At 33.9% G+C, this 24220-nt stretch carries 17 protein-coding genes and 2 pseudogenes; 15 read left to right on the top strand and 4 right to left on the bottom strand.

Annotated features, from left to right (window positions below; all coding sequences use genetic code 11):
* Positions 1-395: 395 nt before the first annotated feature.
* Complete coding sequence (locus CDLVIII_RS32140; RefSeq protein WP_035301688.1) at positions 396-647, bottom strand: hypothetical protein; 252 nt, start codon at positions 645-647, stop codon at positions 396-398.
* 152 nt (positions 648-799) lie between these two features.
* Positions 800-1153 carry a helix-turn-helix domain-containing protein gene (locus CDLVIII_RS29370; RefSeq protein ID WP_050816276.1) on the bottom strand — a complete coding sequence of 118 codons (354 nt, stop codon included), beginning with the start codon at positions 1151-1153 and terminating at the stop codon, positions 800-802.
* Positions 1154-1934: 781 nt separating this feature from the next.
* Between CDLVIII_RS29370 and CDLVIII_RS32135 the strand changes: the two genes are divergently transcribed.
* Positions 1935-5477: a DUF4573 domain-containing protein gene (locus CDLVIII_RS32135; RefSeq protein WP_347462526.1), complete on the top strand. Its 3543-nt coding sequence runs from the start codon at positions 1935-1937 to the stop codon at positions 5475-5477.
* Between the two features lie 38 nt (positions 5478-5515).
* Here the strand turns inward: CDLVIII_RS32135 and CDLVIII_RS32125 are convergent.
* Positions 5516-5980 (bottom strand): annotated as a pseudogene (locus CDLVIII_RS32125) (DNRLRE domain-containing protein); the annotation flags it as partial.
* Between the two features lie 334 nt (positions 5981-6314).
* On the opposite strand from CDLVIII_RS32125, the gene CDLVIII_RS17475 reads away from it, so the two are divergent.
* From CDLVIII_RS17475 to CDLVIII_RS17465, 3 genes are all read left to right on the top strand, one after another.
* Positions 6315-6863, top strand: a complete 549-nt coding sequence (locus CDLVIII_RS17475) for a folate family ECF transporter S component (RefSeq protein WP_009170786.1) — start codon at positions 6315-6317, stop codon at positions 6861-6863.
* A gap of 565 nt (positions 6864-7428) precedes the next feature.
* Positions 7429-8067 (top strand): hypothetical protein, encoded by a 639-nt coding sequence (locus CDLVIII_RS17470; protein WP_009170785.1) that lies wholly within the window; start codon positions 7429-7431, stop codon positions 8065-8067.
* Positions 8068-8113: 46 nt separating this feature from the next.
* Entirely contained in the window at positions 8114-8662 is a 549-nt protein-coding gene (locus CDLVIII_RS17465) for a hemerythrin domain-containing protein (protein WP_009170784.1), read from the top strand.
* Positions 8663-8770: 108 nt separating this feature from the next.
* On the opposite strand, the gene CDLVIII_RS17460 is transcribed toward CDLVIII_RS17465, so the two are convergent.
* Entirely contained in the window at positions 8771-9166 is a 396-nt protein-coding gene (locus CDLVIII_RS17460) for an Rrf2 family transcriptional regulator (protein ID WP_009170783.1), read from the bottom strand.
* Between the two features lie 252 nt (positions 9167-9418).
* On the opposite strand from CDLVIII_RS17460, the gene sufC reads away from it, so the two are divergent.
* The 11 genes and pseudogenes from sufC (at position 9419) to CDLVIII_RS17410 (ending at position 23866) form a co-directional block, all read left to right on the top strand.
* Positions 9419-10171: a Fe-S cluster assembly ATPase SufC gene (gene sufC / locus CDLVIII_RS17455; RefSeq protein WP_009170782.1), complete on the top strand. Its 753-nt coding sequence runs from the start codon at positions 9419-9421 to the stop codon at positions 10169-10171.
* A gap of 14 nt (positions 10172-10185) precedes the next feature.
* Positions 10186-11595 (top strand): Fe-S cluster assembly protein SufB, encoded by a 1410-nt coding sequence (sufB, locus tag CDLVIII_RS17450; protein ID WP_009170781.1) that lies wholly within the window; start codon positions 10186-10188, stop codon positions 11593-11595.
* A 9-nt stretch (positions 11596-11604) separates the two neighbouring features.
* Entirely contained in the window at positions 11605-12705 is a 1101-nt protein-coding gene (gene sufD, locus CDLVIII_RS17445; protein ID WP_009170780.1) for a Fe-S cluster assembly protein SufD, read from the top strand.
* A complete protein-coding gene (locus CDLVIII_RS17440; protein WP_009170779.1) occupies positions 12698-13927 on the top strand; it encodes a cysteine desulfurase in 1230 nt (409 codons plus the stop codon). Before sufD ends, CDLVIII_RS17440 begins: the two co-directional genes overlap by 8 nt.
* A 5-nt stretch (positions 13928-13932) precedes the next feature.
* On the top strand, positions 13933-14358 hold the full coding sequence (gene sufU, locus CDLVIII_RS17435) for a Fe-S cluster assembly sulfur transfer protein SufU (RefSeq protein ID WP_009170778.1): 426 nt from the start codon (positions 13933-13935) through the stop codon (positions 14356-14358).
* 257 nt (positions 14359-14615) lie between these two features.
* Positions 14616-18128, top strand: a complete 3513-nt coding sequence (gene nifJ, locus CDLVIII_RS17430) for a pyruvate:ferredoxin (flavodoxin) oxidoreductase (protein WP_009170777.1) — start codon at positions 14616-14618, stop codon at positions 18126-18128.
* 129 nt (positions 18129-18257) lie between these two features.
* Positions 18258-20066 (top strand): S8 family peptidase, encoded by a 1809-nt coding sequence (locus tag CDLVIII_RS17425; RefSeq protein WP_009170776.1) that lies wholly within the window; start codon positions 18258-18260, stop codon positions 20064-20066.
* Positions 20067-20071: 5 nt separating this feature from the next.
* Positions 20072-21811 carry a S8 family peptidase gene (locus CDLVIII_RS17420; RefSeq protein ID WP_009170775.1) on the top strand — a complete coding sequence of 580 codons (1740 nt, stop codon included), beginning with the start codon at positions 20072-20074 and terminating at the stop codon, positions 21809-21811.
* Between the two features lie 27 nt (positions 21812-21838).
* Positions 21839-21970: pseudogene (locus CDLVIII_RS30050) on the top strand (superoxide dismutase); the annotation flags it as partial.
* A gap of 217 nt (positions 21971-22187) precedes the next feature.
* Positions 22188-22829, top strand: coding sequence for a pentapeptide repeat-containing protein (locus tag CDLVIII_RS17415; RefSeq protein WP_009170773.1), 642 nt, complete (start codon positions 22188-22190; stop codon positions 22827-22829).
* 170 nt (positions 22830-22999) lie between these two features.
* On the top strand, positions 23000-23866 hold the full coding sequence (locus CDLVIII_RS17410; RefSeq protein ID WP_009170772.1) for an SDR family oxidoreductase: 867 nt from the start codon (positions 23000-23002) through the stop codon (positions 23864-23866).
* Positions 23867-24220 lie beyond the last annotated feature (354 nt).

Raw genomic sequence — 24220 nt, 5'->3', positions numbered from 1 at the left:
TGCCTCTATTATATAATAAGGAATATGACATAATGCTAAGCTCTTAATATAATTATTTTATATAAATTTTAATAACTAACTGCTAATATCATACGGGGTAAACCTACTGTATAAAATAACAAAGCTTTTTTAGTTTACCCTTGTCCAAATTTAATGCATCTAAATGTGACTTAATTTGTTGAATTAACTGAGAAAAAACTTCAAATACAGTATTATGAATTACAGCTTGGCGTAAGTTTTTCCAAAGGTGCTCAATTGCATTTAACTCAGAACAATATGGTGGAAGGTATAAAAAAGAAATATTTTCTATACCTTCTAAGAAATCATCTATACCTTTAAAATGATGATATCTAGCATTGTCCGCGATGAATATAACCTTTTTATTTTGATAATTTTCAGAGACCGTATTTTAAAAAAGACTTAAAATTATCTGAATTTCCTTTATCAGAAATCTTATAGATAAGATCACCGGTCTCAGGGTTAGTAGCACCAAATATAACAGCTCTTTTTCTTGTGCCACCTGGTAAAGTTTTAACTATAGGCTGAACTCCGACTTTAGTCCAAACGGCAGTCGCAGACGGCTCTGATGTTATAATAGCTTCATCTTCATAGAGAATCACAGTATTTTCGTCTTTTGATATTATCAAATTCGATAGTTTTTCTCTAAAATTAGTTAAAGTTTCTTTATCAATTTTATTACTTAATCTTTTAGCTCTAGTTTTTGAGTAGTTAAGTCTAGAAAATATATTATAAGCTGTACCAAGTGAAATTTTTTTATTGAAGTTTAAACTTACCCAATTTACAAGAAGTTCACCAGTCCAATTATTATAATTGAGACCGGAATTATAGGGGATTCTTTTAAAATATTATCAACAATAGCAAGTTCATCTGATGTTAAAATTGTTTTCTTTGGGGCGTGCTCTAAGTCTTTCAAGCCTTCTAATCCAAATTTATTATATCGATGAATAGTCGTTCTAATCGTAGCATCAGATTGTTTTAAAAGAAGAGAAATTTCAACACTAGATTTTCCTTCAAATAAATGCAATATAGTTAATAATCTAGTTTTAATTTTTGGATTTTTCTCACTTTTATATAGCGCTTTTATAGTTTCATAAGATGCATGCTTTGTATTAACAGTTAATCTTTTTCTCATATGGACCTCCTGCTTAAATATTTGATATTTTAGTATGTCCATATATGAGAAATTTAAATAGCAACCTGTAATTAAAATTTATATAAATAAAAACATTATATTGATAATATATAATTTTCTTTTATAATATTGCATGAATTTTACAATATTAAATATAAAAATTTAAATATTTAATTAGAAAGCTATAGAATTAATACTTCTGTTAAGAGCACTTGCAGAAGTGACATTAGTTGCTAAGGTAAAAATAACTCTAACTTCATAAAGAATAGAACTAGTTGTTGGTGCAGTATCAACATAAGTGTTAGGAACTTGGAAACGTTGAGTTCCAGCTGCGGTAATATTTCTTTCAATTAATCTATAGTTAATTAAAGTACCGTTTCTGTATAATCTTACTTCGAAAGTTTCATTGGAGTTTGAAGTGGTAGTAGATTCTACAGCAACAACAAAATCAATTTTAATATTTTGTCCGGCTGTTGCATTTACAGTTTCCGAGACTACTGTTACTTCAGTGTTAAGAGGAGGATACGCTCCAGTAGCACCAGAAATTTGACTAAAGAACAATTGAGGAGCACCAGTAGCTCCAGTAGCGCCTGCAGAACCAGTAGCACCAGTAACACCTGTAGAACCAGTATCTCCAGTTAATCCAGTAGCACCAGTAACGCCTGTTGCGCCAGTATCTCCAGTTGATCCGGTAGCGCCGGTAACACCTGTAGAGCCAGTAGTTCCAGTTAATCCAGTAGCGCCGGTAACACCTGTAGAACCAGTATCTCCGGTTAATCCAGTGGCTCCGGTAACACCTGTTGCACCAGTATCTCCAGTTGATCCGGTAGCGCCGGTAACACCTGTAGAGCCAGTAGTTCCAGTTGATCCGGTAGCACCAGTAACACCTGTAGCCCCGGTAGTTCCAGTTAATCCGGTAGCTCCGGTAACGCCTGTAGAACCAGTAGTTCCAGTTAATCCAGTGGCACCAGTAACGCCTGTTGCACCAGTATCTCCGGTTAATCCAGTGGCGCCAGTAACACCTGTAGAACCAGTAGGTCCTGTCAATCCAGTAGCGCCAGTAACACCTGTAGAACCAGTAGATCCTGTCAATCCAGTAGAGCCAGTAACACCTGTTGCACCAGTGTCTCCAGTTAATCCAGTAGCACCTGTAGAACCAGTAGTTCCAGTTAGTCCTGTAGCACCAGTAACACCTGTGGCACCGGTAGATCCTGTCAATCCGGTGGCACCAGTAACGCCTGTAGAACCAGTAGTTCCAGTTAATCCAGTGGCGCCGGTAACACCTGTAGCACCGGTATCTCCAGTCAATCCTGTAGCGCCAGTATCTCCAGTTGCTCCGGTAGCACCAGTAATACCTGTTACACCAGTAGATCCAGTTAATCCGGTAGCACCGGTAACACCTGTAGAGCCGGTAGATCCGGTTAATCCAGTGGCGCCGGTAACACCTGTAGCACCAGTAGCTCCAGTAACGCCTGTTGCACCAGTAGATCCAGTTAATCCGGTAGCGCCTGTAAGACCTGTAGCACCCGTATCTCCGGTCAATCCAGTAGCACCAGTAACACCTGTAGAACCAGTAGTTCCTGTTAATCCGGTAGCGCCAGTAACACCTGTAGAACCGGTATCTCCAGTTAATCCAGTGGCTCCAGTATCTCCGGTCAATCCAGTTGCGCCAGTAACACCAGTAGAGCCAGTATCTCCAGTTAATCCAGTAGCGCCGGTAACGCCGGTAGAACCGGTAGATCCAGTTAATCCAGTGGCGCCGGTAACACCTGTAGCACCGGTATCTCCAGTCAATCCTGTAGCGCCGGTAACGCCTGTAGAACCAGTATCTCCGGTTAATCCAGTAGCACCAGTAACACCTGTTACACCAGTAGATCCAGTTAATCCGGTAGCACCGGTAACACCTGTAGAGCCGGTAGATCCAGTCAATCCAGTAGCACCGGTAACACCTGTAGAGCCAGTAGATCCAGTTAATCCGGTAGCGCCGGTAATGCCTGTTGCACCAGTATCTCCAGTAACACCTGTAGATCCAGTTAATCCGGTAGGCCCGGTAACACCTGTAGAGCCAGTATCTCCAGTTGATCCAGTGGCACCAGTAACACCTGCGGCACCGGTTAATCCAGTGGAGCCGGTAACACCTGTTACACCAGTATCACCGGTTAATCCAGTTGCCCCGGTAACACCTGTAGCACCAGTAGCTCCAGTAACACCTGTAGAACCAGTAGTTCCTGTTAATCCGGTAGCGCCAGTAACACCTGTAGAACCGGTATCTCCAGTTAATCCTGTAGATCCAGTAACACCAGTAGATCCAGTTAATCCAGTAGCACCAGTAACACCTGTTGAACCGGTAGTTCCAGTTAATCCGGTGGCACCAGTAACGCCTGTTACACCAGTAGTTCCGGTAGCTCCAGTAACACCAGTAGATCCAGTTAATCCAGTAGCACCAGTAACACCTGTTGAACCGGTAGTTCCAGTTAATCCGGTGGCACCAGTAACGCCTGTTACACCAGTAGTTCCGGTAGCTCCTGTAGAACCAGTAGATCCTGTTAATCCAGTAGCTCCTGTAACACCTGTAGAGCCGGTAGTTCCAGTTAATCCGGTAGCGCCGGTAACACCTGTTGCGCCAGTAGATCCTGTTAATCCTGTAGCGCCGGTAACACCTGTAGAGCCAGTAGATCCAGTTAATCCAGTAGCGCCGGTAACACCTGTTGAACCGGTAGTTCCAGTTAATCCATTAGCGCCAGTAACACCTGTTGCACCTGTTAATCCTGTAGCGCCGGTAACACCTGTAGAGCCAGTAGTTCCAGTTAATCCAGTAGCGCCGGTAACGCCTGTAGAACCAGTAGTTCCAGTTAATCCAGTGGCACCAGTAACACCTGTAGAACCAGTAGTTCCAGTTAATCCGGTAGCACCGGTAACACCTGTAGAACCAGTAGTTCCAGTTAATCCAGTGGCACCAGTAACACCTGTAGAACCAGTAGTTCCAGTTAATCCAGTAGCGCCAGTAACACCTGTGGAACCAGTAGATCCTGTTAATCCAGTGGCACCAGTAACACCTGTTACACCAGTAGATCCAGTTAATCCGGTGGCTCCAGTAACACCTGTAGAACCGGTAGGTCCAGTTAATCCAGTAGCGCCGGTAACGCCAGTAGAGCCAGTAGTTCCAGTTAATCCGGTGGATCCAGTAACGCCTGTTGAACCGGTAGAACCTGTTAATCCAGTAGAGCCAGTAACACCTGTAGCCCCGGTAGTTCCAGTTAATCCGGTAGCTCCGGTAACGCCTGTAGAACCAGTAGTTCCAGTTAATCCAGTGGCACCGGTAACACCTGTAGAACCGGTAGTTCCGGTTAATCCGGTAGCGCCAGTAACACCTGTAGAGCCAGTAGTTCCGGTTAATCCAGTAGAGCCAGTAACACCTGTAGAACCGGTAGATCCAGTTAATCCGGTGGCTCCGGTAACACCTGTAGAACCGGTAGGTCCAGTTAATCCAGTTGAACCGGTAACACCTGTAGAGCCAGTAGATCCAGTTAATCCTGTAGCACCAGTAACACCTGTAGAACCGGTAGTTCCAGTTAATCCGGTAGCTCCGGTAACGCCTGTAGAACCAGTAGCTCCAGTTAATCCAGTGGCACCAGTAACACCTGTGGAACCAGTAGATCCTGTTAATCCAGTGGCACCAGTAACACCTGTAGAACCGGTAGTTCCAGTTAATCCAGTAGCGCCAGTAGCACCTGTAGAACCAGTAGTTCCGGTTAATCCAGTAGCGCCAGTAACGCCTGTAGAACCGGTAGTTCCAGTTAATCCAGTGGCGCCGGTAACACCTGTAGAACCGGTAGTTCCAGTTAATCCTGTAGCACCAGTAACACCTGTGGCACCGGTAGATCCTGTCAATCCGGTGGCACCAGTAACACCTGTAGAACCAGTAGTTCCAGTTAATCCTGTAGAGCCAGTAACGCCTGTAGAACCGGTAGTTCCAGTTAATCCTGTAGCACCAGTAACACCTGTGGCACCGGTAGATCCTGTCAATCCGGTGGCACCAGTAACACCTGTAGAACCAGTAGTTCCAGTTAATCCTGTAGAGCCAGTAACGCCTGTAGAACCGGTAGTTCCAGTTAATCCAGTGGCACCAGTAACACCTGTAGAACCAGTAGTTCCAGTTAATCCAGTAGCGCCGCTAACACCTGTAGCACCAGTGGTTCCAGTTAATCCAGTAGCTCCACTAATACCTGTAGCACCGGTATCTCCAGTTGGTCCAGTTGCGCCAGTATCTCCTGTGGATCCACTTGTATCAGGAAAGAATTCTATATTAATGAATGGTCTTTGAGTTTCAACATTCCATCTTTGGGAAAAGTAGCCCAAAGTACTATCAAGTACATTTTCAATACCAGTTAATGTTACTCCTAAATTTGTTTCTGGGTGGTATAACCAAGTTATTACTAAATTAGTTATATCAATACTTATATATTTACCGACATCTGATTCGGTAATGTTTTTTGAATAGGTTGTTGCATTTGTTGCAGGTGCATTGTTCCATGTAACCGTAGTTTCAAGAAAGCCACTTGTGTTTGTAAACACGCTGACAGTTTGCGGAGATAAAACAGCATTTGGCATATCCTTTCTATAAACAAATAAGTTTAAAGAAGCGCTTGTTATAGTGTTTCCTTGTGGAACGGAATTTGTTAAATCAAATTTTAATAGACTTCTAAATAAATTATTAGGTTGAACAAACATACCTGTAAATAGAAGAGTCGAAAATCTATAATTTGTATTTGGATTTAACAAAGAAATATAGGCATCTGCAGTTGGACTGAGAATTACCGTGGACATTAAACCATCTCCTTATTTTCTTTGGTTTGATAAAAAATATTAAATAAATAACTATTACAGTATATGCATGGTGGTTACTTTTGGAGCAATATTCTAAACTGCAAAACAAATAACAAGTAAGTTTGCAAAATAGGACTATCATGATTAAAATGTATTTAGGTCTAAAATAATACAAGAAAAATGATATTAATAGAATTATATGCAGTTATATTTCAGCAAATGGCGAAAAACAACGTGCTTTAGTGCTAGAGTTTACTCTAGTATAGCTGAAATAAAATTAACAATTCTTATTTGAATTTTAGATAAAAGAATTGTTAAGGAAGGGAGGTTTTTTATGAAAAATTTTTGTGAAAGCTTCTTATATTCATCAAAGGAATTAAAGAGTGTAAGAAACTTGGTTATTGTAGCCATGTTAATGACTGTTGGAATAGTAATAAATCTTTTTACAATTCCAATTACGCCAGTCATGCGTATAAGTTTAGGATTTTTAGCAATATCAATGATTGGAATGCTATTTGGACCAATTGTTGCTGGAATGTGTGGCGGAATGAGTGATATTATTAATTATTTAATAATTCCTAATGGTCCGTACTTTCCTGGATTCACTATCTCTGGAATACTTGCAGGAATTTTATATGGAATTGTGCTATACAATAAAAAGATAACTTTAGCTAGATGTATAATAGCTATTATAATTGAAACGGTAGCAATAGATATATTCTTAAATACATTTTGGTTGTCAATATTATATGGAAAAGGATTTACTATGCTTATTCCGCTAAGAGCTTTTAAGGATATTATAATGATTCCGATTAAGGTTTTTATTATGTATTTTCTCTTAAGGTTAGCTGTATTACATCAAAAAAACTATAGACAGCAGTAAATTAGTGTTTATAATTAATAGATTAAAAGCATAGAAATTTAGAAGATAAAATGAAAATTAATATGTATATAAAAATAAAAAGTGGTAAATTAAGTATGAAAAAAATAGAATAAAGTATCTTTTTTAGAATTATTTTTTCTTATTGATAAATTTATGATAAAATATATTTGTAAAAATTGATTTGACCTCAATTTTTATTTTAAATCCCATTAAGTGCAGTCATTAATAATGGCTGCATTTTTTAATGAAATATTTAGTTGATTTTTAACAGTTGCTAAAAAGTTATGAATGTATAGATAATACTTTGTTTGGTTATTATAGTTATTTCTATAATTGTTTCTAAAAAAATATCTTTTATTGTATCAAATGTTACATAAAAAGAATTATATATGTAGTATTATGGATTCAGAAAATAAACATAATATAAAAGAGGACATATGGCGTTAATAACAACGTCGAAAAATTACATATGTTTTATAAGTATTAATATAAATTATATGATAAAAGTATGTAAAGTGGCTTAAATATCGTGTTTAAATATATTTTATACAATGGAGGTACTATTATGAGTTTATTTTTAGGAAAGATACATTATTGGCTGTTTAACAAAATTTTATGGTTTGAAAAATTAGAACAAGAAATCATTAAACTTGCTGAGAATGAAGGTTTAAATGTAGAAGAATTACGCAAAGAAATTAATGGAAAGTATGGCGATCAAACTCCTAACCTTCCACTAGAAGAAATGATAGATACAAGCAACATTCATGGCTGGCTTCAAGGGAAAATACATTCTGCTGAAGGAAGAATGGCAGCTTGGACAACAAAAGTTCTAAATAATAATAAGGAAGCTGCTACAAAGTTTGAAGATCTTTATTTAAAGCAGGGAATTAAAGCAGCACAAGAAGTTAAAGAAAAAGGAATGGAGCTTATTAGCGCGCCAGAGATATTTAACAGTATTAACGACTATATTCTAGATGGAATGCCATGTGATAGAGTTAATGAAATTATACGTTCAGAAGAAGATATAGTTGAGTGGAAGAGAATGCTTTGTGTTCATAGTGATATATGGAATGAAGAAGAAGGCGATGTTAATTACTTTTATAAGTTAAGAAGTATATGGATTAAAGCATTTGTAAAGGAAGTAAATTCAAATTTTGAATACATTGAAGAAGCTGATGATATTAAGATAATTAAAAGAAAATAATATGTGGTATATAAAAAAGTGATTTTATGGATAGGAGGAGAAATATATGGATGCAATAGATTTAATGATGGAAGAGCATAAGTATATAAAGCGAATGCTGGTGGTTGTTAGAAAAGCATGCTTTAAAGTATTTAAAGGTGATAAAATAGATTATGACGATTTTTATGACATAATAAACTTCATCAGAAATTATGCAGATTCTCATCATCATAAGAAAGAAGAAGTAATGCTTTTTAATAAAATGGTGGATGAAATAGGTGAAACTGCTGAAAAAATAGTGAAGTATGGAATGCTTGTGGAACATGATCTTGGAAGATTATATATAGGAAATCTTGAAGAAGCTTTAAAAAATGTACAAAGTGGAAATGAGGAAGCTGTTTTAGATGTAATTTCAAATGCAATTTCTTATACTCATTTGCTGGAAAGACATATTGAAAAAGAAGATAATGTTATATATAAATTCGCTAAACGTGAATTGAAAAATGAAATATTAGAGTGCATTAACAATGAATGTCTTGATTTTGAGGAAAAGAATACAGCTATAAAAGATGAAAATATATTAATATTAGAAAAGTTAGAACATAAATATAAATGATAAAATAAAGGTGCTATAGCAATGAAAGCCATAGCACCTTTATTTTACTTGAAACAAATTTAAGTAAATCGTAATCATACTGGACAATTCCTTTGAAATACTAAAGCATTAGAGAATGTCTTGTAAGGTGTGTTCACCAACCTCACCAATAAAAGAATTTATCGCAGAGTTTAAAATAGATTTCAATTTGCATTTTGAATCAGGGGTGCAAGTATGTTTTGCACTAGAAAAACATTCCGATATATTTAAACTATCTTCAGTTATAACTAAAATTTTACCTAGATTAATATCTTTTGGATCCATGCCAAGTTTAAGACCACCATTTCTTCCTTTGGTGGATATCACATATTCCGTTTTACCTAATCTATGAACAATTTTTTTTAAGTGGTGTTCCGATATTTCAAGATTACATGCTAATTCTTCAACTGTACACAATCTATCTTGATTTTTAGCTAGATAGATTAAAATTCTAAAACCATAATCTGAAAATTTAGATAAGTTCATATTTCCACATCCTTTCTGCATATTTATTATAACCTATTCTATATAAAAAGAAAATTAAATAAAAATTAAAAGTGCATTTATATTGCACATTAAAAAAACCTGTGCTAATATTAAGATATAATTTTAAAGTGTATTTTGAATACACTTTAAAATTATACATATTAAAGAAGTTTGTAAATATAAAATAAAACTCATAATAATTTTTTAGAGGTTTTTAGAAAGTAAATATAGCAATAGAAAAGGGGAACAGTCATGAAAGAAAATCTATTAAAAGTGTGTGATTTAAGAATAGAAGCAGATGACAAAGAAATATTAAAAGGACTAAATCTTGAAATTAATAAAGGTGAAATTCATGTGATAATGGGACCTAATGGAGCTGGGAAATCAACTCTCGCAAATGGTTTAATGAATAATCCAAGGTACAAGAGGCTAAGTGGAGACATAGAATTTGAAGGTGAAAATATTAATGATTTAAAGACAGATGAAAGAGCTAAAAAGGGATTATTTTTATCTTTTCAATATCCTGAAGAGATTCCAGGAATAACCGTAGAAAATTTTTTGAAGTATGCAAAAAGAGCATCTGATGGAAATGTATTAAAACATTTTAAATTTGATTTAGATCTAAAGAAGAATATGAAAGAGTTAAAGATGGATGAAAGCTACGCAGGTAGATATTTAAATGTAGGTTTTTCTGGTGGTGAGAAGAAGAAAAATGAAATACTACAAATGCTTACTTTGAATCCTAAATTAGCCATATTAGATGAATCTGACTCAGGATTAGATGTTGATGCAATAAGGATTGTTTCAAAGGGAATAAAGATGTTCTCTAGTGAGAATAATGGAGTCTTAATCATAACTCACAACACAAAAATTTTAGAAAATTTAGAACCAAATTTTGTTCACGTGTTAGTTGATGGAAGAATAGTTAAAACTGGAGATGGCAGTTTAGCTAAGGAAATTGAAGAAAAAGGATATGAATCTTTTAAAGAAAGTCTAGCAATATAAGGTGGTGAAGTTGCATGGAGAATAAGAAAAAAAATTTTATAGATGAAATGGACAGAGGAATATATGATATTAAAAACGAAGATAGTTTCAGTTTTAAATCAAAAAAAGGTTTAACCAAGGAAATAATAGAAACTATTTCAGAAGAAAAAAAAGAAGCACAATGGATGAAGGATTTTAGATTAAAATCTTTAGAAGTATATAATAAATCGGAAATGCCAACCTGGGGACCAGAATTAGATGTTTTAGACATGGACAATATTGTAACATATGTTCGTCCTAAAAGTAACTTAGTTGGTTCTTGGAATGAAGTGCCTGAAGACATAAAAAAGACCTTTGATCTCTTAGGGATTCCAGAAGCAGAAAAAAAGTCTCTTGCAGGAGTTGGTGCTCAATATGACTCAGAAGTAGTTTATCACAGTATAAAAGAGGAATTAGTTAAACAAGGCGTTATTTATACTGATATGGAAACTGCTCTAAGGGAACATGAAGATATAGTTAAAGAGTATTTTATGAAATGTGTTACACCAAATGATCATAAATTTGTTGCTCTTCATGGAGCTGTCTGGTCTGGTGGTTCCTTTGTATATGTTCCTAAAGGTGTTAATGTAGATATACCACTTCAATCATATTTCAGGTTAAATTCACCTGGTGCTGGGCAATTTGAACATACTTTGATAATAGTTGACGAAGGAGCAAAGCTTCATTTTATTGAAGGATGTTCAGCTCCAAAATACAGCGTGACCAATTTACATGCAGGCTGCGTTGAACTTTATGTTAAAGAAGGAGCAACTCTTAGATACAGTACTATAGAGAACTGGTCAAAGAATATGCTTAATTTAAATACTAAAAGAGCAATTGTTGAAAAAAATGGAACTATAGAATGGGTATCAGGTTCCTTTGGATCACAAATATCCATGTTATATCCAATGAGCATTTTAAAAGGTGAAGGTGCTAGAGCAGAATTTACTGGAGTGTCCTTTGCAGGAAAAGGGCAAAATTTAGATACAGGAGCTAAGGTAATACATGCAGCACCAAACACTTTCTCTACAATAAACTCAAAGTCAATTTCTAGAAATGGTGGAAAGGCTACTTATAGAGGAGTATTGAAGGTAAATGACAATGCCTACAATTCAAAGTCTATGGTTTCCTGCGAATCTTTAATGCTGGATAATAAATCAAAATCTGATACTATTCCAGTTATAGATTTATTAAATGACGAAGTTGAGATAGGACATGAAGCTAAGATTGGTAAGATAAGTGATGAGGCTATTTTTTATTTGATGACTAGAGGAATAAGTGAAAATGAAGCTAAATCAATGATAGTTAGAGGTTTTGTAGAACCGATATCTAAGGAATTGCCATTAGAATATGCAGTAGAGATGAATAATTTGATCAATATAGAATTAGAAGGAAACATAGGGTAGGTGAGATTAATGAAGGCTATACAATTAGATAATTTAAATAAGACTCCAGTAAGGACAAAAAAGTGGCTTAACATTAATGATATAAGCCTTGGGAAATTAAATATTAATGAAATTAAAAAATTTGATAATGTAAAAATAACAAGTTCAAATGATGGAGTATGTATTCAAAAATTAGAGAATAACAAGATACTTCCTTTATATAAAGAGTTTATATATGGCGCTAATGAAGAATTAATAAAACAAGCCAAAGAAGAATTCAATGCTGGATATTTAATAACTATAGAAAAGAATGCAAATGTTAGTGAGCCAATAATTATAGAATTTAATTTTGATAAAGCTAACGCAACATTAATTGATAATTTAATTGTTGTAGGAGAAGAAAATTCAAAGGCATCAATTGTTATAAAATACAAATCACTAGATGCTTCCAAAGGATATCATAACGGTATATGTACAATATATTCAAAGAAAAATAGTCAAGTAAAGTTAACTAAGATTAACTTATTAAATGATAATATAGTTCACATTGATTCAAATGCTTCAGAAGGTAAAGAGGACGGCACAGTTAATTTTATATCTGTAGATCTTGGTGGAGAATATAGCATTTATAATTATCATGGTGATTTATTGGGAGAAAAATCCTCTTCTAATATAAAAGCTATATATCTAGGTAATGGAAATAAAATCATAGATATCAATTATGTTATTACTCATAGAGGAATAGGTAGTAAATCAAATATAGATGTTAAAGGTGCACTTCAAGGTGAAGCTAAGAAAGCTTTTAAAGGTACAATAGACTTTAAACAAGGTGCAGCAAAGAGTGTTGGGGCTGAAGATGAATATTGCATGCTGCTTTCTAAAGATGCCAGAGCTAAAGCGATGCCGATATTATTATGTGAAGAAGATGATGTTTCAGGAGAACATTCAGCATCATCAGGAAAAATAGATGAGAATAAATTATTTTACTTGATGTCTAGGGGATTAAGTTATGATGAAGCAAAGATTGTGATTGTTAGAGCTGCCTTTAACCCAATTATAGATGAGATTGGTGATAGTAATATTATAGAAGAAATTTTAGATACAGTAGACAGGAGATTGAAAAATGAATAATGTGAATTTTTTAGATGATTTTCCTGTTTTGAAAGCAGGTGAAGATGGAAAAAGATTAGTTTATTTAGATAGCGGAGCGACAACTCAAAAGCCAGTGCAAGTCTTAAAAGCTATTGAAAATTATTACAGAACAAATAACGCTAATCCTCACAGAGGTGCCTATAAGCTTAGCATAGATGCAACTAAGGCTTATGATGATGCGAGAGAAAAGGTTAGAAACTTTATAGATGCTGAATTTTCAAAAGAAATTGTATTTACCAAAAACGCAACAGAAGGTTTTAATCTTCTTGCTGCATCTTATGGTATGGAAAATGTTAATGAAGGTGATGAAATTGTAATTTCAATTTTAGAACATCATTCAAACCTTATTCCATGGCAGATAGTAGCAAAAGCAAAAAAAGCCGAATTAAAATATATGTATATAAATGAAGACGGAGAAATTCCAGAAGAAGAAATAAAAAATAAAATAACAGAAAAGACTAAATTAGTCAGCATAACTCATGTTTCTAACGCTCTTGGTACAATAAACGATGTTAAGAAAATCATAGATTATGCTCATTCTAAAGGTGCTAAAGTAATAGTTGATGGCTCTCAAAGTGTGCCGCATATGAAAGTTAGTGTAAGAGAATTAGATGCGGACTTTTTAGTATTTTCTGGGCATAAACTTTTATCTCCAATGGGAATAGGTGTAGTATATGGTAAAAAAGAATTATTAGAAAATATGCCTCCTTATATAGTAGGTGGAGATATGATTGAATATGTTTATGAACAAAGTGCTACTTTTGCAGAATTACCTTCGAAATTTGAAGGAGGAACTCAAAATGTAGAAGGAGCTGTAGGTCTTGGAGCAGCTATTGATTACTTAGAAAAAATAGGCATGAATAAAATTCATGAAATAGAAAAAGAACTTTTAATATATGCTATCGGGGAATTATCAAAATTATCTTACGTAAAAATATATGGACCAAAGAATATAGATCATATGGGCGGACTAATTTCATTTGAAATAGAAGGTGTTCATCCTCATGATGTTGCTTCAGTTTTTGATACCTTTGGAGTTGCTATAAGATCAGGAAATCATTGTGCTCAGCCTTTGATGAGATATATGGGAATTAATGCAACCTGCAGAGCAAGTTTTTACTTTTATAATACTAAAGAAGATGTAGATAGATTAATTGAAGCAACTAAGAAGACATATGAAATGTTTTTAAAATGGAGGTAATTAGTATGGATTTAGATTCAATATATACAGAATTAATTATGGAACACAGCACATCTAAACACAATAAGAGAAATTTAGAAAATCCAGATATTAAAGAAAAGGGTCATAATCCAAGCTGTGGAGATGAAATAACCTTAGAGTTAAAATTAAATGACGATATAATTGAAGATTTAGCTTTTACAGGACAGGGATGTGCAATATCTCAGGCCTCAACTTCAATAATGATAGATTTAATAAAAGGTAAAAGTATAAAAGAAGCTTTAGAACTTACTGAAACCTTTATTGGTATGATTAAAAGAGAAATTAAAGATGATGAAGAATTATATGCTTTAGAAGATGCAATGGCTTTTAAGAATATATCAAATATGCCTGCAAGGGTTAAATGTGCAGTTTTAGCATGGCATACCTTAAAAGAAGCTTTAGAAAAATAATATTAATAATAAGCATTAAAGAGTAATTTAAATTTATGTTATTATAAACGAAAAGAAGATACTATATTATTTTAGTTTTTATGAAAATAATATAGTATCTTCTTTTTTTTATTTTTAAAAATATTCTCTTGAGGCTTTTCTAAGAGAAGTTATTATCATGTTTTGTTTTATACATGAATAACTCAGATTTACTTAGCAAATAATAAACAAATCAAGAATAATTATAAAATATATAATATGAAAACGAGGTAAATGCGATGAGAAAAATGAAGACTATGGATGGTAATACAGCTGCGGCATATATATCTTATGCTTTTGCAGAAGCAGCGGTGATTTTTCCAATAACGCCATCATCACCAATGTCAGAACATGCAGATGAATGGGCAGCACAAGGTAAAAAAAATATTTTTGGAGAGCCAGTGAAGGTTATTGAAATGCAGTCAGAAGCAGGTGCTGCAGGTGCGCTGCATGGATCACTTCAAGCAGGAGCAATAACAACTACATATACATCATCACAAGGATTACTGCTTATGATTCCTAATATGTATAAAATAGCTGGAGAATTACTTCCATGTGTAATAAATGTGGCAGCAAGAGCAATTGCTACATCATCTTTAAGCATATTTGGAGATCATCAGGATGTTATGGCTGCAAGGCAAACAGGTTTTGCAATGCTTTCAGAAGGTTCTGTTCAGGAAGTAATGGATTTAAGCGGAGTTTCATATTTAACATCTTTAAAAGCAAGAATGCCGTTTATGAATTTTTTTGATGGCTTTAGAACTTCACATGAAATACAAAAAATAGAGGTTATAGAATATGATGAACTTGCTAAGCTAGTAGATTATAAGGCTGTTGATGAATTTAGAAAGAGAGCTTTAAACCCTGATCATCCGGTTACAAGAGGAACGGCTCAAAATCCAGATATTTATTTCCAGACAAGGGAAGCTGTTAATCAATATTATGATGATATTCCGGAAGTTGTTGAACATTATATGAATCAAATAACTAAATTAACAGGCAGAACTTATCACTGCTTTGATTATTATGGTGACCCGGATGCTGATAGAATTATAATATCAATGGGGTCTGTAAATGATGTTGTAGAAGAAACTGTTGATTTTTTAAACTCTAACAAGCAAAAAGTAGGTTTGGTAAAGGTTAGACTTTATAGACCATTTTCTATGGAGAGACTTTTAAAAGCTATTCCTAAAACAGTAAGAAAAATTGCAGTTTTAGATAGAACAAAGGAACCAGGCTCAATTGGAGAGCCCTTATATTTAGATGTGGTAAGAAGTTTCTTTGGAAAGGAAAATGCTCCAATTATAGTAGGCGGAAGATTTGGTCTTGGATCAAAAGATCCAACTCCGGCTCATATAGCCGCAGTCTTTGATAATTTAATATTAGATGAGCCTAAGAATAATTTTACAATAGGAATAATTGATGATGTGACAAATACTTCTCTTAGACCACTTGAAGATATAGATGCTACTCCAGATGGAATTACCTCCTGCAAGTTCTGGGGATTAGGTTCAGATGGTACCGTTGGAGCAAATAAGAGTGCAATAAAAATTATTGGAGATCATACAGATATGTATGCTCAGGGGTATTTTGATTATGATTCAAGAAAATCTGGAGGAATAACAGTTTCGCATTTGAGGTTTGGTGATAAGCCAATTAAATCCCGTTATTTAATTGATAGACCTGATTTTATTGCATGCCATAATCAGTCCTATGTATATAAGTACCATGTAATTAGAGGTTTAAAGAAGAATGGAAAGTTTATATTAAATACAATATGGACACCAGATGAATTAGATGAAAAATTACCCGCAGTGTTAAAAAGATATATATGTGAAAATAACATAGATTTTTATACAATAAACGCTGTTAAAATTGCGCAAGATGTTGGACTTGGTGGAAGGATAAACATGATAATGCAGGCTGCTTTCTTTAAAATAGCCAATATAATACCTGTAGAGGATGCTGTTAAATATTTAAAAGAAGCTGTTGTCACTTCATATGGTAAAAAAGGTGAAAAGATCGTTAACATGAACCATGCAGCTATAGATGAAGGAATAAAGGGTATTATTAAAATAAAAGTTCCTTTTGACTGGGGAACTATTCCTGATGAAAAACTTGAGCATGATGAAGATTTCCCAGAGTTTATTAAAGAAATTACAAGGCCAATGAATAGACTAGAAGGAGATTCAATGCCAGTTTCAACCTTTATAAGAGCTGGAATGCATGATGGTACATTTATGCATGGAACAACGGCCTATGAAAAAAGAGGCATAGCCGTAAATGTTCCAGAATGGATACCAGAAAATTGTATACAATGTACTCAATGCTCCTTTGTATGTCCTCATGCTACAATAAGATCATTTTTATTAAATGAAGAAGAGAAAAATAAGGCACCTGAAAGTCTTAAAATATTAGACGCAAAAGGAATTAAAGGTGAAGGCAATTCATATTTTGTAATTGGAGTGACACCACTTGATTGTACTGGATGCGGTAATTGTGCGCAAGTTTGTCCAGCACCAGATAAAGCATTGGTTATGAAATCTCAGGATAGTCAACATGAGCAAATTGAAGTTTGGAATTACTTGGTTGAAGAAGTACATACTAAAAATCCATTAAATAAGTATACTCTTAAAGGAAGTCAATTTGAAAGACCATTACTTGAATATAATGGAGCTTGTGCAGGATGCGGAGAAACTCCATATGCAAGGCTTGTAACTCAATTGTTTGGAGACAGAATGATGATAGCAAACGCAACAGGCTGCTCTTCTATTTGGGCAGCAGGCGCACCGGCAATAGCATACACAATCAATCAAGAAGGTCACGGTCCTGCATGGGCTAACTCATTATTTGAAGATAACGCAGAGTTTGGTTATGGAATGTATTTAGGTGTTAAAACTATAAGAGAAAGAATAGCAAATAATGTTAAACATGCGCTTGAAGGCGACATGTCAGAGAAGGTTAAAGGTGTACTTAAAGAGTGGCTTGATAATAAAGATGTTGGAGATGGAACAAGAGATAGAGCAAAAAGGTTAATCGAGGTGCTTGAAAATGAAAATGGTGAAGCTGCTAAAGAAATTTTAAAGGATAAAGAGTATTTTATTAAGAGATCTCAATGGATATTTGGCGGTGATGGCTGGGCTTATGATATTGGATATGGCGGTCTTGATCACGTTCTTGCAAGTAATGAGAATGTTAATGTGCTAGTATTTGATACAGAAATTTATTCAAATACAGGAGGCCAATCTTCAAAATCAACACCTACAGCTGCTATTGCTAAATTTGCTGCATCAGGCAAGAGAACAAAGAAAAAGGATTTAGGGCGAATGGCAATGACTTATGGATACGTATATGTTGCCCAAATATCTATGGGAGCAGACAAGAATCAAACTATTAAAGCTTTAACAGAAGCTGAAGCTTATGATGGTCCATCACTTATAATTGCTTATTCAACATGTATAAGTCATGGTATAAAGGTAGGAATGTCTAATTCTCAAGCTGAGGAGAAAAAAGCAGTGGAATGTGGATATTGGCATTTGTATAGATATAATCCTTTATTAAAAGATTCAGGTAATCCATTTATATTAGATTCTAAAGATCCAAAGGGGGATTTTAAAGACTTCTTGATGGGAGAAGTAAGATATGCCTCCCTTGCTAAAGCATTTCCAGAAGAAGCAGAAAAATTATTTGATAAAGCTGAGGGAGAAGCAAAAGAAAGATTAGAAATTTATAAAAGTTTAGCACACGAATAATAAGAAAGCATATCAATTTAACAGCATTATGCTGCTAGGTTGATATGCTTTTTATAAGTGCATCTTTATGAATAATCTACATTATATATAAATATTATATTATATATGAGAACTATGGAGGAGCTAAATGTGCCTTATTCAAAAAATTGTAATTTATATTACACAGATTCGCCTAATTATTTAGTTGAATATAGAGGGAATTTTAAAGAAGAGATAGATAAGGTATCATATGCTTGCGGAGATATAATAACCAATACTATTGGAATTGTATCGACATCTCCTGAGAATATAGATAGATTGAAAAAAGATGTACCAGCAATTATGTATATTGACTTTAGACGTAGGTTTGTACTTCAAGACATTTCTCCATCCAGTGTAGATAATATAAATGCTATTAAAATCAATCCTTATTTAAATTTAGATGGTAGAGGCGTACTTATAGGTATGGTTGATACAGGAATAGATTACTTAAATGAAGAATTTATTAGGGAAGATGATACGTCGAGAATAGTAAGCATATGGGATCAATCAATTCAGGATACAACTGATAAATCTGTATATGTTGGCAGGACGTTTTCTAATGAAGAAATTAATAATGCAATTAAAGCTTATAGAAATAAACAAGATCCTTATGCTATCGTCCCTTCAAAAGATGATAATGGACACGGAACCCAAATTGCAGGAATAATAGGTGCAAAAGGCTTTAATAGTGGACTTCAAGGAATTGCAACAGGTTGTGATTTTGTAATTGTTAAACTTTTAGAATCTTCTAATTTTGTAAATGAATTAAAAGCTAATGGTGTTCCGTATACCCCTGTCTATAATACATCAGAAGTTTTGGCAGCTGTGGAGTATTTGAAAAATTATGCATTAACATCCAACAGACCAATGGTATTATATTTAGGAGTTGGAACTACAGACGGGAATCATGATGGTAACAATTTAATTTCAAGGCATCTGGCATCTGTGGCTAGCAATATAGGAATAACCATAGTTGCTGGTGTTGGAAATGAGGGCGCTTCAGATGGACACGCATCTGGGAATATTCAGCAAGTAGGAAACATAGCTTCAGTGGAGCTTAGAATACCAAGAGAAATGAAAGTTTTTTCTCTGAGTATATTAGTATTAAAACCTAATACAGCATCTTTAAATGTGATTTCACCTAATGGCGAAGCATCAAATTTTATTAAGGCAAAGTCAAGTGGTATAGATAATATTAATTTTGTATTCTTCAGGACTCAGATGACAGTAGGGTATTTTAATCCAGAGCAATTTACAGGGCATGAAGTTATTACTGTTAGTTTTAAAGATATTAAAGCGGGAATTTGGACATTTCAATTAAGAGGTGAATATATAACTGATGGAAGATATCATATATGGCTTCCTCCTCAAAAAACTTTACCAGAAAACACAAGATTTCTTCAGTCTGATCCATTTACCACACTGACAATCCCAGCAACTGCAGATAGCGTAATTACAGTGGCCTATCATGGAAATGATAATGCTTTAGTTGCTGCGTCTGGAAAAGGATACAATGTAAATGTTAATATTAATCCGGACATAGCAACCTTAGGGGTAAATATTTTAACAACAAAACCTAATGGAGGAACTACAACGGTTTCTGGGAGTTCAGCAGCTACAGGAATAATAGCTGGAGCTTGTGCACTCATTTTACAATGGGGAGTTGTTAATGGAAATGATAAGACTATGTTTTCTACAAAAGTTTTATCTTATCTTATACTTGGTGCTGATAGAAGCAATCCTAGTTATAGATATCCTAATAGAGAAATAGGTTATGGATTTTTTGATTTATTAGGTACGTTTAATATTATAAGCAGAAGCTTTAGAATAGATATCAATCCAGATATTGATGATAATTCTATAGAATATTTTGTTAAGAAGTTATTTATAAGAATTCCTAAATTTAAGGTGGAGTGAGCTAGGTGATTAAAAATTTAGTGCATGAAAGAATTTTACACGATGTTAACTACGATAATTATCTTGTTCAGTATCAAGGTAATATTGAAGCTGAGATTTCAACAAGACCTAATTATTATGTGTCAATAATCAATGATAGTTATGCAATTGTATCCGTAATAAAAGATTTAGAAATTAATATGAGCCCAGAGACGTATTTTAAAACTATTAGATATGTTGTACCTGCAGAGTTCTTTACGCTACAGGAAATTTCACCTCAAGAAGCATCACAGGCAAGTTTTGTTCAAATCGGATCACCCTTAAATTTAACAGGAAAAGGTGTTAATGTAGGAATTATTGATTCTGGAATAGACTACTTAAATGAGGAGTTTATGGACAATAATGGGATGACGAGAATTGAAAATATTTGGGATCAAACTAGTATTACAACTGATTTTAATAATACTGATAATGTGCCATTTGGAACTGTGTATAATAAAAATAAAATAAATGAAGCTATAAAAGCAAATAGGGAAGGAAATTCCCCATATGATATAGTTGAAACTCAAGATGGAATTGGTCATGGAACTAATATGGCAGGCATTATTGGAGCTACAGGAAAAACAACTGATTTAAAGGGAGTTGCCTTTGAATGCGATTTTGTAGTGGTAAAATTAATGAGAGATTTTTCATACGAAATACAATTTTCAGAATCAACAGTTCCAGTATATAATTTAACTGTTATTTTTGCAGCAATAGAATACCTATATGAGTATGCATTAACTAGCAGGAAGCCAATGGTTATATATTTACCAATTGGAAGTTCACTGGGTAATCATAAGGGTGGAGGAGTTCTGGCACAATTTATAGATAGAATTTCAACTAGTAATGGAGTAGCGGTAGTTTCAGGAACAGGTAATCAGAGGGATAAGGGTGGACATGCTTCTGGCGTGTCAACCCAAGTAGTTGGAGTTCAACTTCAGGAAGCCAGTATCATAGAATTTACAGCTGCACCGGAACAAAAAAACTTATGGGGATTAGAAATTTGGGCAGATGTTCCTAACTCATTTTCTCTAGAAGTTGTTTCACCGTCAGGAGAAAGCACGGGGGTGATGTCAATTATAATAAACTTTACAATAAATCATACATTCATATTTGAAAAGACATCACTTAAAGTTAATTATTATTTTCCGGAAGAAACTACAGGCGATGAGTTAATTCGTCTTAGGTTTTATAATCTGCAGCCAGGAATATGGAGACTTAGATTATATGCAAATTATATTACCACAGGAAGATATAATGCATGGCTTCCTCAAGCAGGGTTAACGGTTGGGGATACGAGATTTAGTTTTTCAGATCCTTTTGGAACAATAACAAATCCATCTAATTCTGATCGTATTGTAACTATAGCAGCATATAATCAAAATAATAACAATCTTGTTGATTATTCCGGTATGGCGTTTTTAGAATCATATGTTGATAAAATAGATTTGGCTGCAGGAGGAGTAAATGCATTGACAGTGGCGCCAGGCAACAAAACAGCAGTTGTTAATGGTACAAGTGTATCAGCTGCTGTAGCCAGTGGAGTCTGCGCTATGTTATTTCAGTGGGGAATAATCAATGGAAATAATCCGTATATGTATGCTGAAACTCTTAAAGCATATCTTGCAAAGGGTGGAGTTGCAAGAAGCGGGGATCTTATACCTAATCCATATTGGGGATATGGAATGTTGAATGTACCTAAAATATTTGAAAATATGACATAGAAATTAATAATAAATTCGGAGGAATATATGAAATATGGGAAGATAGAATTATCATATTCATATAACGCATTAGAACCATATATAGATGAGGAAACAGTAAGAATACATTATAATAAGTATCTTCAAGGATATGCAGATAAATTAAATAGTATCTTAAAATGGATGTGGGAAAATTACAAACAGAAAGCTTTTAGGAGATAAAAAAATACGAGCTTCCGTTTTGTTTTATAAATTTTAATAATAATGGTGTAGAGTAGATAGCGTCAATTTATATTTGTATTAATGCTATTTCAGTTATAATTTAATAAAATTTCTGATATAATATTATTTAAGTTATAATTTATAAAACATTATTTTTATTTAAGAGGAAGAAAAAATGGTAGAATTGAGTAAGATATTAAGGCCTAAGTTAGGAAAGCTATTACAAAATGATAATATTAATCATGAATTAATAAATGAAAGATATTTAGCAAATACATTAATTCAAAATATTAATTTAGATTATATAAATGAGGAAAAAATAGAAATTAGAGAATGTCACTTTGTAAATGTTACATTTAATGAATGCAGCTTTAAGAATGTGGATTTTTTGGATGTGGTATTTGAAAATTGTGATTTATCAAATTTAGATTTTTCTGAAGGAAGCATCCATAGAGTAGAATTTAAAGCATGTAAACTTATCGGAACTAACTTTAGTGAAGGAAATCTTCAAAATGTTCTTTTTGAAGAAACATTAGGGCGATATTTAAACTTTGGATATTCTAAAATGAAAAATGTGAATTTTAAACAATGCAATATACAAGGAAGCATTTTTTTAGGATGTGATCTAAAAAATGTTGGATTTAAAGGCTGCGACATAAGCAATTCAGAGTTTACTAATACACCTTTAAAAACAATAGATTTTAGCGATAGTGATATATCACAAGTAATATTAACTGGAACAGAATTAAAAGGAGCCATTGTATCACCTATGCAGGCTTTAGATTTAGCGCGGCTTCTTGGAGTTGTTATCAAATAGAAGATTTGTATATTGTTAGGAGAAATTTCTTAGTTAAAGATAGGTAACTTTTATTTATAGTGAGATAATAGCTTATAATATGGATGTAATTAGAGTGGGAAATTGTAATAATTATTTTTGTGTAGGAAAAACTACCTTATATAAAAACGAAAATATAAGGAGGACACATAATGAACTTTCCAACATCCTTTCCAAAACAAAAACAAAGTGAGCAACCAGGAATAGAATACGAAATGAATCCCGCTCCAATTTTTGATGAACCGAATTATAATAAAAAAGGTAATTTACTAGAAAATAAAGTGGCGATAATTACAGGTGGAGATAGCGGTATAGGTAAAGCCGTAGCTATTGCTTATGCATATCAGGGAGCAGATGTAGTTATTGTTTATTATAATGAAACTAAAGATGCAGAAAATACTAAAAAAATCATTGATGGCTTAGAGAGAAAATGTACATTAATAAATGGCGATATTGGAGATTCAAATTTTTGTGATAGTGTCTTAGATAAAGTAATTAAGGAATATGGAAAATTAGACATACTTGTTAATAATGCAGCTGTTCAGTTTGAGTGCACAGATTTAAAGAAATTAACAAATGAAAATTTTGATAAAACTTTTAAAACTAATGTATATGGAACTTTTTATATGACTAGAGCTGCGTTAAAGCATCTAAAAGCTGAGGGATGTATAATAAACACAGCTTCTGTTACTGCTTATAAAGGAAATGAAACATTAATAGATTACTCCATGACTAAAGGTGCTATAGTCGCCTTTACAAGATCTTTATCAACTGCTTTGGCAAAAGGAAAGACTGGGATTAGAATAAATGCTGTAGCTCCAGGTCCTATTTGGACACCGTTAATTCCTGCAAGCTTTGATGAAAATAAGGTTACTAAATTTGGTTCAGACACCCCACTCGGCAGAGCCGGTCAGCCTGTTGAATGTGCAGGAGCATATGTATTTTTAGCATCTAAATGTGCATCATATATTACAGGTCAGGTTATTCACGTTAATGGAGGAGAAATAGTAAATGCTTGAATAACCCAACCAATCCCAACTAATTTCCACTAAACCCTGGCGATTTCAACTAAACCATGACGAAATCGCCATCCTGGTCGGAATTTCACCCAATCCAAAATTCAAACAAAAACCCAGAGCTGAGAGCAAAATCTCGGCTCTTTTTTCATGCAGATAATTAGGATTAAAGGAGAAGAAAGAGATATTTAATACCATGATTTTTGCGAGAAAAATTCTAAAGAGTGTGACGGAAATTGACTGGGGAAGGCGGGGGGAGCGGGAAGATTTTGAGTGATGTTTGTTTGGTGAGTACATAGTTAGGACGATTTTTTAGAAAAATCGTTAAGGATATAGGTCTGAAGGGACAAGTGATAA

This window comes from Clostridium sp. DL-VIII, from assembly GCF_000230835.1.
Lineage (GTDB): Bacteria > Bacillota > Clostridia > Clostridiales > Clostridiaceae > Clostridium.
This window is presented reverse-complemented; position numbering and strand designations above follow the sequence as displayed.

What these genes read in the sequence shown, in the direction of transcription:
- sufB (WP_009170781.1), top strand. Translation starts at nt 10,186, where the DNA reads ATGGAGAATAAGAAAAAAAATTTTATAGATGAAATGGACAGAGGAATA.
- sufU (WP_009170778.1), top strand. Translation starts at nt 13,933, where the DNA reads ATGGATTTAGATTCAATATATACAGAATTAATTATGGAACACAGCACA.
- CDLVIII_RS17470 (WP_009170785.1), top strand. Translation starts at nt 7,429, where the DNA reads ATGAGTTTATTTTTAGGAAAGATACATTATTGGCTGTTTAACAAAATT.
- sufC (WP_009170782.1), top strand. Translation starts at nt 9,419, where the DNA reads ATGAAAGAAAATCTATTAAAAGTGTGTGATTTAAGAATAGAAGCAGAT.
- CDLVIII_RS29370 (WP_050816276.1), bottom strand. Translation starts at nt 1,153, where the DNA reads ATGAGAAAAAGATTAACTGTTAATACAAAGCATGCATCTTATGAAACT.
- nifJ (WP_009170777.1), top strand. Translation starts at nt 14,616, where the DNA reads ATGAGAAAAATGAAGACTATGGATGGTAATACAGCTGCGGCATATATA.
- CDLVIII_RS17475 (WP_009170786.1), top strand. Translation starts at nt 6,315, where the DNA reads ATGAAAAATTTTTGTGAAAGCTTCTTATATTCATCAAAGGAATTAAAG.
- CDLVIII_RS17415 (WP_009170773.1), top strand. Translation starts at nt 22,188, where the DNA reads ATGGTAGAATTGAGTAAGATATTAAGGCCTAAGTTAGGAAAGCTATTA.
- CDLVIII_RS17460 (WP_009170783.1), bottom strand. Translation starts at nt 9,166, where the DNA reads ATGAACTTATCTAAATTTTCAGATTATGGTTTTAGAATTTTAATCTAT.
- CDLVIII_RS17410 (WP_009170772.1), top strand. Translation starts at nt 23,000, where the DNA reads ATGAACTTTCCAACATCCTTTCCAAAACAAAAACAAAGTGAGCAACCA.
- CDLVIII_RS17440 (WP_009170779.1), top strand. Translation starts at nt 12,698, where the DNA reads ATGAATAATGTGAATTTTTTAGATGATTTTCCTGTTTTGAAAGCAGGT.
- CDLVIII_RS17465 (WP_009170784.1), top strand. Translation starts at nt 8,114, where the DNA reads ATGGATGCAATAGATTTAATGATGGAAGAGCATAAGTATATAAAGCGA.
- sufD (WP_009170780.1), top strand. Translation starts at nt 11,605, where the DNA reads ATGAAGGCTATACAATTAGATAATTTAAATAAGACTCCAGTAAGGACA.